The organism is Marinobacter shunpengi (assembly GCF_045449715.1).
Lineage (GTDB): Bacteria > Pseudomonadota > Gammaproteobacteria > Pseudomonadales > Oleiphilaceae > Marinobacter.
Genome location: NZ_JBJJLA010000024.1, coordinates 61,972 through 75,961, shown reverse-complemented (window position 1 = coordinate 75,961; position 13,990 = coordinate 61,972). Strand labels below are relative to the sequence as shown.

The 13,990-nt window shown below is 58.9% G+C and carries 14 protein-coding genes; 3 read left to right on the top strand and 11 right to left on the bottom strand.

Going from position 1 to position 13,990, the window contains the following annotated elements; all coding sequences use genetic code 11:
• Nucleotides 1-7: 7 nt before the first annotated feature.
• Nucleotides 8-517 (top strand): MarR family winged helix-turn-helix transcriptional regulator, encoded by a 510-nt coding sequence (locus ACJO3T_RS17180; protein ID WP_406964880.1) that lies wholly within the window; start codon nucleotides 8-10, stop codon nucleotides 515-517.
• A 46-nt stretch (nucleotides 518-563) separates the two neighbouring features.
• On the opposite strand, the gene ACJO3T_RS17175 is transcribed toward ACJO3T_RS17180, so the two are convergent.
• From ACJO3T_RS17175 to rpmH, 11 genes are all read right to left on the bottom strand, one after another.
• A complete protein-coding gene (locus tag ACJO3T_RS17175; RefSeq protein ID WP_406964878.1) occupies nucleotides 564-1,271 on the bottom strand; it encodes an ABC transporter ATP-binding protein in 708 nt (235 codons plus the stop codon).
• A complete protein-coding gene (locus ACJO3T_RS17170; RefSeq protein ID WP_406964876.1) occupies nucleotides 1,258-2,067 on the bottom strand; it encodes an ABC transporter ATP-binding protein in 810 nt (269 codons plus the stop codon). The genes ACJO3T_RS17175 and ACJO3T_RS17170 overlap by 14 nt, the downstream gene beginning before the upstream one ends.
• On the bottom strand, nucleotides 2,064-3,104 hold the full coding sequence (locus tag ACJO3T_RS17165; RefSeq protein ID WP_406964874.1) for a branched-chain amino acid ABC transporter permease: 1,041 nt from the start codon (nucleotides 3,102-3,104) through the stop codon (nucleotides 2,064-2,066). The genes ACJO3T_RS17170 and ACJO3T_RS17165 overlap by 4 nt, the downstream gene beginning before the upstream one ends.
• A gap of 1 nt (nucleotide 3,105) precedes the next feature.
• On the bottom strand, nucleotides 3,106-3,978 hold the full coding sequence (locus ACJO3T_RS17160; protein ID WP_406979255.1) for a branched-chain amino acid ABC transporter permease: 873 nt from the start codon (nucleotides 3,976-3,978) through the stop codon (nucleotides 3,106-3,108).
• A 63-nt stretch (nucleotides 3,979-4,041) separates the two neighbouring features.
• Nucleotides 4,042-5,193: an ABC transporter substrate-binding protein gene (locus ACJO3T_RS17155; RefSeq protein WP_406964871.1), complete on the bottom strand. Its 1,152-nt coding sequence runs from the start codon at nucleotides 5,191-5,193 to the stop codon at nucleotides 4,042-4,044.
• A 50-nt stretch (nucleotides 5,194-5,243) separates the two neighbouring features.
• Nucleotides 5,244-6,182, bottom strand: a complete 939-nt coding sequence (locus ACJO3T_RS17150; protein WP_406979254.1) for an oxamate carbamoyltransferase subunit AllG family protein — start codon at nucleotides 6,180-6,182, stop codon at nucleotides 5,244-5,246.
• A gap of 499 nt (nucleotides 6,183-6,681) precedes the next feature.
• Entirely contained in the window at nucleotides 6,682-8,052 is a 1,371-nt protein-coding gene (gene mnmE / locus ACJO3T_RS17145) for a tRNA uridine-5-carboxymethylaminomethyl(34) synthesis GTPase MnmE (protein ID WP_406979253.1), read from the bottom strand.
• 94 nt (nucleotides 8,053-8,146) lie between these two features.
• Nucleotides 8,147-9,847, bottom strand: coding sequence for a membrane protein insertase YidC (gene yidC, locus ACJO3T_RS17140; RefSeq protein WP_406964868.1), 1,701 nt, complete (start codon nucleotides 9,845-9,847; stop codon nucleotides 8,147-8,149).
• Between the two features lie 4 nt (nucleotides 9,848-9,851).
• On the bottom strand, nucleotides 9,852-10,109 hold the full coding sequence (gene yidD, locus ACJO3T_RS17135) for a membrane protein insertion efficiency factor YidD (RefSeq protein ID WP_406964867.1): 258 nt from the start codon (nucleotides 10,107-10,109) through the stop codon (nucleotides 9,852-9,854).
• A 5-nt stretch (nucleotides 10,110-10,114) separates the two neighbouring features.
• Complete coding sequence (gene rnpA, locus ACJO3T_RS17130; protein ID WP_406964866.1) at nucleotides 10,115-10,498, bottom strand: ribonuclease P protein component; 384 nt, start codon at nucleotides 10,496-10,498, stop codon at nucleotides 10,115-10,117.
• Nucleotides 10,499-10,511: 13 nt separating this feature from the next.
• Nucleotides 10,512-10,646: a 50S ribosomal protein L34 gene (gene rpmH, locus ACJO3T_RS17125; RefSeq protein ID WP_406964865.1), complete on the bottom strand. Its 135-nt coding sequence runs from the start codon at nucleotides 10,644-10,646 to the stop codon at nucleotides 10,512-10,514.
• 681 nt (nucleotides 10,647-11,327) lie between these two features.
• Between rpmH and dnaA the strand changes: the two genes are divergently transcribed.
• Both dnaA and dnaN read left to right on the top strand, forming a co-directional pair.
• Nucleotides 11,328-12,824, top strand: coding sequence for a chromosomal replication initiator protein DnaA (gene dnaA, locus ACJO3T_RS17120; RefSeq protein WP_406964864.1), 1,497 nt, complete (start codon nucleotides 11,328-11,330; stop codon nucleotides 12,822-12,824).
• A 45-nt stretch (nucleotides 12,825-12,869) separates the two neighbouring features.
• A complete protein-coding gene (dnaN, locus tag ACJO3T_RS17115) occupies nucleotides 12,870-13,973 on the top strand; it encodes a DNA polymerase III subunit beta (RefSeq protein ID WP_406964863.1) in 1,104 nt (367 codons plus the stop codon).
• The last annotated feature ends 17 nt before the right edge of the window (nucleotides 13,974-13,990 follow it).

Here is a 13,990-nt window from a genome sequence, read left to right as displayed (position 1 = left end):
ATCATTAATGCCCAGCTCGACACCAGCCAGGAAATCCGCAACCACCAAAGACGCCTTCTCCGAACTGCAGGGTGCCCTGGCTGAACGGCCAGGCTTCCTGATCCGGCGCCTGCACCAGATCCATGTGGCCCTGTTCCATGATGAATGCGGACGCTTCAATATCACGCCGGTGCAATACAGTGTACTGACCGCCCTGCGGGACGATGAGCTGGACCAGAAACATCTGGGCCACAGCGTCGGCATCGACCGGGCCACCACCACCGAGGTGCTACGCAGACTGGAAAAGACCGGCTGGCTGGAGCGGCGGAAATGCACCGAAGACAACCGCCGGCAACTGGCCAGCCTGACGGAAGCCGGCCGCCGGTTGCTTGATGAGGTGGATGCCAGCGCCCAGGCCGCCCATGACCGTACGGTCGAGCCGTTGACCAGAGCGGAACGGGCGCGTTTTATCCGTTACATGATCAAGATCGTCAGTGCCAGCAACGACCATGGCCGGGCCTCGCTGAAGCTGCCCTGAACCATGGTTGGCAGGGACCGGAGGACAGGCCTGCCCTCCGGCGGTTTCAGGCCGCCCCCAGATAGATCCTGCGGATTTCCGGGTTGGCCATCATCTCGCTGGCGGTGCCGCTCAGCTTTACCTGGCCGGTATTCAGCAGGTAGGAACGGTCGCACAGCTCCAGGGCGGCATAGGCATTCTGTTCCACCATCAGCACGGTGGTCCCGCCGGCGCAGATCTCGGAAACCAGACTGAACACCTGTTCCACAAAGTTCGGTGCCAGGCCCAGCGATGGCTCGTCAAACATCACCAGCCTTGGCCGGGACATCAGCGCGCGGGCGATCGCCAGCATCTGCTGCTCGCCACCGGAGAGGGTGCCGGCAGGTTGTTTCAGGCGTTCCTTCAAGCGCGGAAACCGGGTCAGCTGATGGTCGATATCACGACGTATGCCCTGTTTGTCGAACCGGCGATAGGCCCCCATTTCCAGGTTCTCCCGCACGGTCAGCTGGGGAAACACGCGCCGCCCCTCGGGGCAATGGGCGATGCCCCGGGACAGGATCTCCTGGGACCGGCATTTGTGGATCGGATCCCCGTCGAACAGGATCCGCCCGGACCGCACCGGTTCCAGACCACTGATGGCCCGCAACGTGGTGGACTTGCCGGCACCGTTGGAGCCGATCAGGGTAACGAACTCGCCTTCCTTTACCTCCATCGAGACCTGGTCCACCGCCACTGTCGGACCATAGCAGACCGTCACATCCTCAAGCTTCAGCACGTTTTACCCCCTTGCCCAGGTAGGCCTCAATCACCTTCGGGTTCTGCTGTATCTCTTCCGGAAGACCCTGGGCAATCATCTGGCCCTGGTTGAGGACCACGATATAGTCCGAGATGGACATCACCATGTGCATGTCATGTTCCACCAGCAGCACCGTAATGCCACTGCCGCCGATGCGCCGGACGATGGCCTTGAAGTCATCGGTTTCCGCCGGGTTCATGCCAGCCGCCGGTTCATCCAGCAACAGCACCTTCGGCCGGGCCGCGAGGGCAATCCCCACACCCAACAGGCGCTGTTCACCGAACGACAGCGTAGTGGCAATCTCATCGGCGCGGTGTCTCAGGCCAACAAAATCCAGTAGTTCCCAGACCCGCTTATCAAGGGCCGATTCATCCCGGCGAAACGATGGCAGCCGCAAAAGGGACTGCAGCAGTGAACTGGAGCCCTGCAGATGCAGCGCGGTAAGCACATTGTCGTATACCGTCCTTGCACCGAACACACTGGTACGTTGGAAACTGCGTACCAGTCCCCGGGATGCGATGGAATGGGGCGTGACACCGGTAATGTTGGCACCAAAGAGTTCGACGTGACCCGACGTTGGCTGCATGTATCCCGAGATCACGTTGAACGCGGTGGTCTTGCCCGCCCCATTAGGTCCGATCAGGCTGACAATCTGGCCGGCCGGGATATCGAATGTCACGTCATTAAGCGCCACCAGACCGGCGATGCGCATGGTGATCCCCTTCAGGGACAGCACCGTTTCCGGAGGGCTGACTTCCATTGCGGGAGCCGTCATGATTTCGCTCCTTCCACTAGCCGGGATTTGCCTTTCGGTCTCGCCATGCCGTTCTTCAGCCAGGACACGAAGTCCGACAGCGCCGGTACCAGCCCCTTGGGCATGAACATCAGAATAAGCACCATCACCGCGCCATAGATGATCCACTGGACTTCGGGACGTACCACTCCACGCAGCAATTCCGGCATCAGGCCAAAGATCAGGCCTCCGATCACCGGTCCCGCCAGGGTGCCCTTGCCACCGGCAATCACCATGATCACCATGGTGACGGTGTAGATAAACAGGAACACATCCGGATCGATAATACGCACTGTGTGGGAGTAGAGTCCGCCCGCCGCGCCGGCGATTGCTGCCGACACCACCGCTGCAATGGTCAGGTAGTAAGTCACCGGTATGCCGACCGACGTGGCCAGGGTTTCGTTCTCCCGCAGGGCAATCATCGCCCGTCCGGCTCTGGAGTGGACCAGGCTGGCGACCAGCAGGTACGCCACAATGCCGACCACCAGCACCAGCCAGTAGGTGGCTGCCTTGGACGTCAGCGCAATCACGCCTTCACCGGGTAACCAAAGCGTCAGGGGCGGGATCGAGATCATCCCCATGGGCCCCTCGGTCAGGTCCACCCAGTTCAGGGCAATCAAGCGCATGACCTGGGCGAAACTGATGGTGATCACCACGAAATAGGCGCCCCGTACACGGAACGCCAGTTTGCCGATCAGCCAGCCAGAAATGCCGGTCACCACGATCGCGGTAAGGAACGCCAGCCATACTGGCTTCGGGTCCACTACCAGCTCAATGCCGAAGCCCAGCCGGACGTCGAAACCCAGCGACATCAACGCACTGGTATAGGCGCCAATGCCGAAGAAAGCCGCATGTCCCAGACTCAGCTGGCCGGTAAAGCCCAGCAACAGATTCAGACTGATGGCCGCAATGATCATGATGCCAGCGGCGCCGGTGACCGACAGAACATAGGGATCGGGCCAAAGCACCGGAAGCATCGCCATTATCGTCACAACGATAAAAAAACCCTTGTGCTTCATATCAACCCACCCTCTCCTTGGCTGAGAACAGCCCCTGGGGACGGAACAGCATCACCAGGATGATCACAATAAAGCCGAAGGCATCCCGATAGGCGCTGGAAATATAGCCGGCCCCGAACTCCTCGATGAAAGCCAGAAGGAACCCTCCCAGGGCGGCACCTCCCAGATTCCCGAGACCGCCCAGAATGACGATCGCGAATGCCTTGAGGCTGGCGAGATCGCCCATCATCGGGGTTGCAACAAATATCGGCGCCAGCAAAGCGCCTGCCACGGCCGCCATTGCCGATCCGAGGGCAAAAGTCAGGGTGTAGATCCGGGACACATTGACCCCGACGATTCGTGCCGCGTCCTGGTCCTGGAACGTCGCACGAATGGCGAGGCCAAAGCGGGTCCTCTCAATACCCACGTAGAACAGGACAAGAAGCACCACAGCCGTCAGGAAGACAAACAGACGGGTAGGGCTCAGAGAGACCACACCGAAGTCGATTGCGCCTTGGGAGAAGGGGGAGGGCACGATCTTGGCTACCCCACCCCAGACCAGCAGTTCCAGGTTCTGCATCACGATCATGATGCCAATCATGATCAGCATGACCTCATCAATATTGTTCAGATCCTTCTTGCGAAGAAAAACATACTCAATGACCGCCCCAACGAGCAGGCCTATCGTCGCGGCGATGAGGATGGAGGTGAAGAAATCAACCTCCAGGAGGGCCACCAGGCCATAGGCGGCATAGGCCCCCAGGGTATAGAGTTCACCGTGGGCAAAATTCACCACACGCATGATGCCGAAAATGATCGTCAGGCCTATACCCAGCAGCGCGTAGGTGGCGCCCAATACCATGGCGTTGACCAGATGCTGAAGAATCTCGTCCACAGTCGGACTCCCGAATCTTTTACAGACAGGTTTGATCGGGGGACCTGGGGCCCCCCGCTGGCGTTACTGGGCCGTCACTTCACCGTCCTGAAGGTGGACGATGTAGACATTCGGCATACTCTGGCCACTTTCGCGGCCTTCCGGGCCATCCTTTTTGAAAGCAATATCACCATTGACACCGGCTACCTCAACCTCCCACAGGGCGTCACGAATGGCCTCGGGTTCAGAGCTGCCGGCATCTTCGATTGCCTGGACAATCGTCATGATGCCGTCATACCCACGAAAACCTTCGCTCAGACCAGGAAAGGAATGTCCCTCTACCTTCCAGGCTTCCACGAACCCGGTAGCAATCTCCGGATGGACCGCGCTTTCCGGTGTCCAGGGGGAAAAGAACAGCAGATGGGTACTGACATAATCCGCACCCACCGGTGACTCGAGCAATGGCTCCGGGAACGAACCGCCGGTGGTGACGATTCGATGAGGAAGTCGTTGCTCCGAAGCCTGCCGGATACCGAGGGTAATCTGCTCCACGCCGGAGGTCATGATCAACGTGTCGCTGCCGGAATCCTTCAGGGAGGAGAGCTGGGCCGAAAGGTCCACATCGCCCGGGGAAATGGTTTCCTTGCGCCCGATTTCGATGCCGTGTTCCTTGAACATGGCCTCGAATTCCTGCGCAGCACCCAGACCCCAGTCGTTGTTCACCGACAGAAAATCCACTTTCTCGATGGGCGGGTCAAAACTGTCCAGCTTCTCGCTGAAAGCAATGGCCTCCATCTTTGAGGTGGGGCTGATCCGGAATACCCAGGGGTTGCCGGCCGTGGTGATCTTGCTGGATGAAGAAGTCTCCACCACCATGGGTACGCCGTATTCCTCCAACTTGGGCATGGTCGCCAGGGTGAAGGTCGAGCCCCAGGCGCCCATCATCACCGGCACCTTGTCACGGAGAATCAGTTTCTCAGCAGCGTTTACCGCTTCCCGGGGATTGGACTTGTTGTCCTCAATCACCAGTTCAATGGACTTGCCCAGAACACCGCCTTCGCTGTTGATCTTGTCGGCAGCCAGCCGGGCACCATTGGCAACGTAGGTTCCTGACGCAGCCACAGAACCGGTCAATGGTTGGGAGACACCTATTTTGATGGTGTCCTCGGCGGCAACCGGACCGGCCACCAGGGCTCCCAGTAACAGTGACGCAACGAAATGTTTTTTATGTCCCATAGTGAAACTCCATTCGGAGGTTGCAATGACAACGGGCCCGCGGACGATGCTCAGCCACGGGTCTGCTGGTGTTTGAGGGCTGTGAACAGCCCCGGGTCTGGCTGGTAGAAACCGCGTCCAAGGATGCCAGCCTCTGGTCCGGCACCCACCATGGCCAAATGGACCAGAGGCATCAGACCGGTGTCGGCGATCCGACGGGCACTGACAACCCCGGTGGAGGCATCCACCAGCGCATCGCGACGATTCCGCCAGTTCGTCGGTAACTGGCTTTTCCATAGCATTACCAGCTCCGGTGAGGCATCCAGGGACTGCCCTCCAAGACCACAGAAATCGATGACAGCACTGTCACCAATAGCTCCGAGAACCGGTTCATTGTGCTTGCCAGAAAACCTTGGCCCCACGGGCGGATCCGCCTGGCAGGTCAACCACCGGGAGCTGCCCCTCAGGCGGATACCGAATTCATGCCCGTTGCCACCAACCGCCTCAATGTCCCCGGGCCCCTGATGCAGACGCCAAGAACTGGCCGCCATTAGGATTGGAAGAACGTAGCCCTGATTGGCGTTCAGTTGCTGGCGGGTATCATCCGGGATGCCACTGATCATCGATAGTAGCGCCCTATTGGCCGCCTCTGTCAGCGAGTGGCACTCCTGCTGATGGTAAAGGGCGTGGGCGATAATGCTTTCCATGGCAACGGAGCTACTGGCAAGTGCCGGCGCCAGCTCTTCCAGGGCCAGCGATGTCTGTTCGGTAAACTGCTGCAGGCAAATGCTGTCCGATGATCCGAAACGGAGCGCGGGAGGTGGAGATTCCGCAATGGGGGCATATGCCTGATAGCTGTCATCGCCCACAATGAACACGGGCATCGATGGCGATACCACCTGGGCCAGGGGGGTCACCACGCCGTATTCCTGGGCCGGAGCCAGTCTGATAACTCCCCGAAGCAGGAGCTGCTTAGCTTCATCGAAATGGGCAGCGAGCTTTTCAAACATCACCGCATGAGCTGCAGCATTCAGGACGGCCGGGGGTATCGGATAGGAGCCATACGGTGGACCGGCATGCAGAAAGGTAGCGCCATCAGGGGCCGCCACAAGATCGCTAACGCGGGCGATACCCTTAAGACGCGCCCCTGAAAAACGACCGGCTCTTGTATTCACCTCTGTACTATCCATTGACTTCCCATGGTCCACTGATTTTTTTGATAAATGCCCCGCTATCCGATGAGCAAGCAGAACACGTGCCACAGTATTGATCTATAGTAAATAAATTTTGTAAACAACTGTTTTTAAACATTTAAACTGGAAATAAATATCACATAAGGAACTCCTTGAACGCTCCTCCCAAAAGCGAATCATGCCCCTATATTTATCAGTACACTGACTAATGCACCAAAGATAAGCGATGCGGTTTCAGCTTGAGCCGGGTGATGGAAAAGGGCGAATACAGCTGGATTGCGCCGACAGGAAAGTCAGCCTGGAGGGTCAGAAGGGATCATTTACCGATACAGAAACTGCTGAAAATCTTGCCCAGCAGGTCATCGGAGGTCATCGCCCCGGTGATCTCACCCAGGGCGTCCTGGGCTGCCCTCAGGTCTTCGGCCAGCAGTTCACCGGCGCCATAGCCCTGGAGCTGGTCCTGGCCCTGGTGGAGGGAGTCCAGGGCCAGGTTGAGGGCATCCAGGTGGCGGCGGCGGGCCAGGAAGCCGCCCTCGGTGGTGGCGGCAAAGCCCATGCATTCCTTCAGGTGATCCCGGAGCACTTCCAGGCCGTCGGCGGACTTGGCCGCCAGACGGATCACCGGCGCCGCCTGGTGGCGCTCGGCGGTGATGCCAACGGTTTCACCGGACAGGTCCACCTTATTGCGGACCACGGTGACCGGGGCCTTTTCCGGCAACTGGTCGATGAAATCCGGCCAGATGGCGTGGGGTTCAGTTTCCGGGGTGGTGGTGGCATCCACCATCAGCAGGATGCGGTCGGCCTGACGGATTTCGTCCCAGGCCCGGGCGATACCGATCTGTTCCACTTCATCCGGGCTGTCCCGCAGACCGGCGGTATCGATGATGTGCAGGGGCATGCCATCGATGTGGATATGTTCCCGCAGTACGTCCCGGGTGGTGCCTTCGATGGCGGTGACGATCGCGGCCTCACGACCGGCCAGGGCGTTGAGCAGGCTGGATTTGCCGGCATTGGGGCGGCCGGCGATCACGACCTTCATGCCATCCCGCAGCAGGCTGCCCTGATGGGCTTCCACAAGGATCCGATCCAGGTCGGTGACAATGCGATCAAGATCCTCCGCAACCTTGCCATCCGCCAGGAAGTCGATTTCCTCCTCGGGAAAGTCGATAGCGGCCTCCACATAGATCCGCAGGTGGGTCACCGATTCCACCAGTTCGTTGATCCGTTTCGAGAATACCCCCTGCAGGGACTGAACCGCGGAGCGGGCGGCCTGCTCGGAACTGCTTTCGATAAGGTCGGCAATGGCCTCGGCCTGGGTCAGGTCGAGCTTGTCGTTGAGGAAGGCCCGTTCGGAGAACTCCCCCGGCCGGGCCAGTCTGGCCCCCAACTCGCAGACCCGACGCAGCAGCAGGTCCAGGATCACGGTACCGCCATGGCCCTGTAGTTCGAGCACATCCTCGCCGGTGAAGGAGTGGGGGTTGGGGAAGAACAGCCCGATACCTTCATCGATCAGGCTGCCGTCGCCCTCCAGGAAAGGGCCGAAGTGGGCATATCGGGGTCTGGGTTTAAAACCCAGCACCGAGCTGGCAATAGCGGCAGCGGAGGGGCCGGACACCCGCACGATACCCACACCCGCCTGTCCTGGTGCGGTGGCGATAGCGGCAATGGTATCGGTGGTCGGCTGCATCTGGTACTCCGGTGTGGATGCGAAGGTTGTATCCCGGAAACGAAAAAGGGCCTCATGACGAGGCCCCTGACACTCTGTGGATAACGGAGTAGCGCTATCCTTTCCTGGTGGCCATTTCCTGCTCGATCTTGCGGGTAATGTACCACTGCTGGGCGATGGACAGAATGTTGTTGGTCAGCCAGTACAGTACCAGACCGGCCGGGAACCACAGGAAGAAGACAGTAAAGATGATGGGCATCAGCTTCATGATCTTGGCCTGCATGGGATCCGGCGGCGTCGGGTTCAGGTGCATCTGCAGCATCATGCTGGCACCCATCAGGATCGGCAGGATGAAGTACGGGTCCATCTGGGAAAGATCCTGGATCCACAGCATGAACGGCGCATGGCGCAACTGCACACTCTCGAACAGGACCCAGTACAGGGCGATGAACACCGGCATCTGCACCAGGATGGGCAGACACCCCCCCAGCGGGTTGATTTTCTCTTTCTTGTACAGCGCCATCATCTCCTGGGACATGCGCTGGCGATCATCACCGTAGAGTTCCTTCAGCCGGGTAAGCTGCGGTGCCACCGCCCGCATGCGGGCCATGGAACGGTAACTGGTGGCCGACAGCTTGAAGAACACGGCCTTCACAACCACCGTCAGCAGGATGATGGACACACCCCAGTTGCCGACCAGGCCATGGATCCAGTCCATGAACAGGAACAGCGGCAGTGAGATGAAGAACAGGAAGCCGAAGTCAACGGTGCGGTCCAGGTTGGGGGCCACGGTCTCCAGGCGTTCGATGATCTTGGGGCCAACGTAGACGCGGGCTCCGGTCTCGACGGACTGACCCGGTTCCACCACGGTGGCGGGGCTGACAAAGCCCATCACATTGAGGTTGCCCCGGGTCGTGGTCTGATACTGATGGGCCTGATCCTGCGGTGGGATCCAGGCGGAGATGAAGTAGTGCTGGAGGAAAGCCAGCCAGCCATTGGTCACCGACCGGCTGACGTTGTTGTCCTCCAGGTCAGAGAAATCGAACTTCTCGTAGGGGTCGTCCGGAGAACTGATCACCAGTCCCAGGAAGGCCCGGATACCCATACTGTTCTGGGCCGTGGGATCGGGGGCCTCGTCACGGATAATCTTGCCGGTGAAGTTGCCCTGCCAGGTGTTGTCGGACTGATTGTCGATCAGGTAACGGACATCAATCTCGTAGCTGTTCCTTTCCAGGGCATAGCGTTTGGTGACGGTAACCCCCTGGCTGGACTGAAAGATCAGGTCCACCTGCAGGCTATCCTCACCCTCGGTCAGGGTCACTTCCGGATCCGCCACCTGGTACACCGGGGTTTCACCGTTCTTGCGACTGTCAAAACCGTCACGACCGATCATCCCGCTTTCCAGGAAATAGGTGCGGTTTTCGGTGGTCTGGAGCAGACGCAGGGGCTCTTCGCCATCCAGGGTCCGATCGTAATCCAGCAGCGAGGCTTCCACCAGGTTGCCGCCCACCCGGTCAATCTTCAGTTCCAGGACGTCGGTGCGGACAGTCACCAGTCGATCCGCCGAGGACAGATCGGTATTGCCGCGGGCGGTCTGTCCACCCGGTGCGTTCAGGTCGCCGGAGGATTCGGAGGCCTGTTCCCCGCTGTCAGGCAGAGACAGTTCATCGTCGCTGGAGGGTGCCTCAAAATCTGCAGACTGTTCCTGGACTGTGGGGGTTTCCACAGGCTGGTTATAGTCCTCGTTCCAGGCCAGGACCATCAGGTAACTGACTATGGCAAGACCGGCAAATAATACGATGCGCTGAATGTCCATAAACTTAGTCTGCAGTTGGGTTGGCGTTTGCTCGGGTATCTGACCGGTCAGTACCGGGCACCGGATCGTATCCGTGAGTTCCCCAGGGGTGACAGCGGGACAGGCGTCGTGCCGCAAGCCATGATCCCCGGATGGCACCATGGGTTTCGATGGCTTCCAGGGCGTAGGCGGAGCAACTGGGAGTATGACGGCAGTGGCTGGCCATCATTGGACTGATGGCGTAACGATAGATTTGGATGGGAACTACCAGGAGAGATCGCATGGTGCCTATCCAGAAGGGCCGCTACGGGTATCGGATTCAAGGGACTTCCTGACCAGTTTCTGCCAGATCGAGTCCAGGGCCCGGTGCAGTGCCTGGTTATCCTGCGTGGCGAGGTTCTGCCGGCCAAGGACAACAATATCCAGTGACCCCAGGTCATTGCGGTGGCGGAAACTTTCCCGAACCAGCCGTTTCACGCGGTTGCGCTGGACAGCGTGTTTAAGGTTGCGTTTTGAGAAAATCAGGCCAAGCCGGGGCTGCCCAAGGGTATTGGGCGCTGCCAGGATCAGGAAGTGCCGGTGGGGAACCCGTACCCGCACGTTGTTGAAAACGCCCGAATAGTCGGCAGGGCGCAACAAGCGTGACGATTTGGGAAACGAGTGATCCCCCACACTGCAATCCGGATCAGGCGGACAGACGTGCGCGACCCTTGGCGCGACGACGCGCGATGACCTTGCGACCGTTGGCCGTTGCCATGCGGGCACGGAAACCGTGGGCGCGCTTACGCTTCAGTACGCTTGGTTGAAACGTTCTTTTCATGATTACGCTCTCATTGATCGTGAGGGTGGTTTGCAGCGCCTTGATTGGCTGCAAAATGAACAGTCAAAACAGGAGCGGCATTCTAAGCAAATCGGGGGGTGATTTCAATGGTTTCTGTGAGGGTGGGGAGAGTGCCGGGGCAGGGATTACCGAGGGATGTCCGAAGACGACCGGGCAGGGTCACCATAACAGTATCAATAGGTTTTTCTGATTCTTTTAAATCTTTTCTATTATTACTGTTATTAGGTTGCAGCATTTCTGTGGAAAAGCGATCTATGGTCAATGAAAACAGACTATTGGCCTTGGGGTAAGGTTGTTGTGAAGTGCGGGTGAGCCCTGTGGAAAGGTACGGTAGGAAATGGGGAGAAGTCGGTAATTTTCGAAACAGGGTAGTTATCCCGGATCCGTCAAGGTTTCATGAACAGGCTTGCTGACAGATTGTCGACAGGGTCCTGTGGATAAGTTTTTGAGAATGATTTTCTGTACACAACCATGTGTGTAAAATTGTAAAATTTTGATAAAAAAGAAAAAATATTTCCACAGGCTGTTCACGGTGTCGCTTTTCAGGCTTTTTCTCAAGGCCAACGGGGGGTACAATTTCCGGTCTTGTGGTCTGCCGTCCGGCAGGCCGGGGTTAACCGAACGGGTTACGAATTTCATCAGCATCGGAGGCAAGCGGACGTGCCGCAGCAGATCTGGCATCAGTGTCTAGAAGTACTCCGGGATGAGTTTCCGGCGCAGCAGTTCAACACCTGGCTACGGCCCCTTCAGCCTGAACTGGATGATGGCTACCTGGTGCTGTTCGCGCCCAACCGGTTCGTTATGGACTGGGTCAACCAGAAATACCTGCGCCGGATCGAGGAAGTGATCAAGGACCTGGAGGGGGGGCAGGCCCCACGGGTCAATATGAAAGTGGGCACGGCGTCACGACCGAAGGCGGACGGCCAGCAGCAAACGCAGCCCTCCCCGGATCAATCCTCATCACGAAGGGTGAATGGTCATGGCTCGGCCGCTTCGGAGCGCGGCAGGGGAGCGACGCGGGCACCGTTATCCGACGATTCAGGCCACGTCACCGAGGAAGAGAAAGGAGTGGCGGCATCGGTGCCCTCCGGGGGATCCAAGCGTTCCTCGGTACAGGTAGAAGGGGATATCAAGCACCAGTCGTTCCTCAATGAAGGTTTCACCTTCGATACCTTTGTTGAGGGCAAGTCCAACCAGCTGGCCCGGGCGGCATCCATGCAGGTGGCGGAAAACCCCGGCGGGTCCTATAACCCCTTGTTCCTCTACGGGGGTGTGGGTCTGGGTAAAACCCACCTGATGCACGCGATCGGTAATGAAATCGTGGCGCGAAATCCCAACGCCAAGGTGGCCTACCTGCGGTCAGAACGGTTCGTGGCGGATATGGTCAAGGCCCTGCAGCTTAACGCCATCAACGAGTTCAAGCGCTACTATCGCTCGGTGGACGCATTGCTGATCGACGATATCCAGTTCTTCGCCCGCAAGGAACGATCCCAGGAGGAGTTTTTCCACACCTTCAACGCCTTGTTGGAGGGGGGGCAGCAGGTTATTGTTACCTGTGACCGCTTTCCGAAGGAAATCACCGATATGGAGGAGCGGCTGAAGTCCCGCTTCGGCTGGGGTCTGACGGTGATGGTGGAGCCTCCCGAACTCGAGACCCGGGTGGCCATCCTGATGAAAAAAGCGGATCAGGCGGGTGTCCGGCTGAGCAGCGAGGCAGCGTTCTTCATTGCCCAGAAAATCCGCTCCAATGTGCGGGAACTGGAAGGCGCCCTGCGGCTGGTGATTGCCAATGCCCACTTTACCGGGTCGGAGATCACGCCGCCGTTTATCCGTGAAAGCCTGAAGGACCTGCTGGCGCTGCATGAAAAGCAGGTGAGTATCGACAATATCCAGCGCACGGTGGCGGAGTACTACAAGATCAAGGTGGCGGACCTGCTGTCGAAACGCCGCACCCGCACGGTGACGCGGCCCCGGCAGATGGCCATGGCTCTGTCCAAGGAGCTGACCAATCACAGCCTGCCGGAGATTGGCGACGCCTTTGGCGGACGGGACCACACCACCGTACTGCATGCCTGCAAGAAGATCGTCGAATTGCAGGAGAGCGACCCGGGGATCCGGGAGGACTACCAGAATTTCATGCGTCTGCTGACGAGCTGACGTTGAGAAGCCGATAAGAACACATCCACAGGAACGTCGAGTGACATGAAACTGACTATCAGCCGAGAATCACTGCTTACGCCGCTACAGTCCATTGCCGGTGTGGTGGAGCGGAAGCAGACCATGCCTGTCCTGTCCAACGTGCTGTTGGTGGCGGAAGATAACCACCTGACGCTGACCGGTACCAATATGGAAGTGGAACTGGTGGCGCGGGTGTCGCCGGTTCATGTGGATCAGCCCGGAGAAATTACGGTACCGGCCCGCAAGCTGGCGGATATCTGCCGGGCCCTCGGGGATGAAGCTCCCATTGAGGTGGGCCTGGAGGGGGATCGCCTGCACCTGCGCTGCGGTGCCAGTCATTTCACCCTGTCTACACTGCCAGCCCAGCATTTCCCCAATGTGGAGGACGAGGAGGCCAGTATCCGGCTGGAAGTCCCGCAGAAGGAAATGGGCCGCATGCTGGAAGCGACGGCTTTCGCCATGGCCCAGCAGGATGTGCGTTATTACCTTAACGGGCTGCTGCTGGAAGTAGCGCCGGATTACCTGCGCACCGTGGCGACGGATGGTCACCGGCTGGCCATGGCCCACTTCGACATGGCTACCGGCGTGGAGGACGTTCGCCAGGTGATCGTGCCCCGCAAGGGGGTGCTGGAGCTGTCGCGGCTGCTGGATGATGTGGAGAACCCGGCGACGCTGGTGATCGGCGACAATCATCTGCGGGTAACGGTCGGTTCCTACACGTTCACTTCCAAACTTATCGAGGGTAAGTTCCCGGATTATAACCGGGTTATCCCCCGTGGCGGTGACAAGGTGGTGATGGCCGATCGGTCAACACTGAAGAATACCCTGCAGCGGGCCGGTATCCTGTCCCACGAGAACATCCGCGGTGTCCGTCTGCACCTGTCCTCCGGCAAGCTGGAGGTGTTCGCCAATAACCCGGACCAGGAACAGGCGGAAGATGCCCTGTCGGTGGACTACCAGGGCGAGGCACTGCAGATCGGTTTCAACGTGGGCTATCTTGTGGATGTCATGAATGCGCTGGATGATGACCAGGTCAGGATGACCCTGTCCAATCCCAACAGCAGCGCCCTGATCGAATCGGAAACTGAAAGCCGCAGTCTCTATGTGGTGATGCCCATGAGGCTGTAACCGGAGGTTGATCCTTC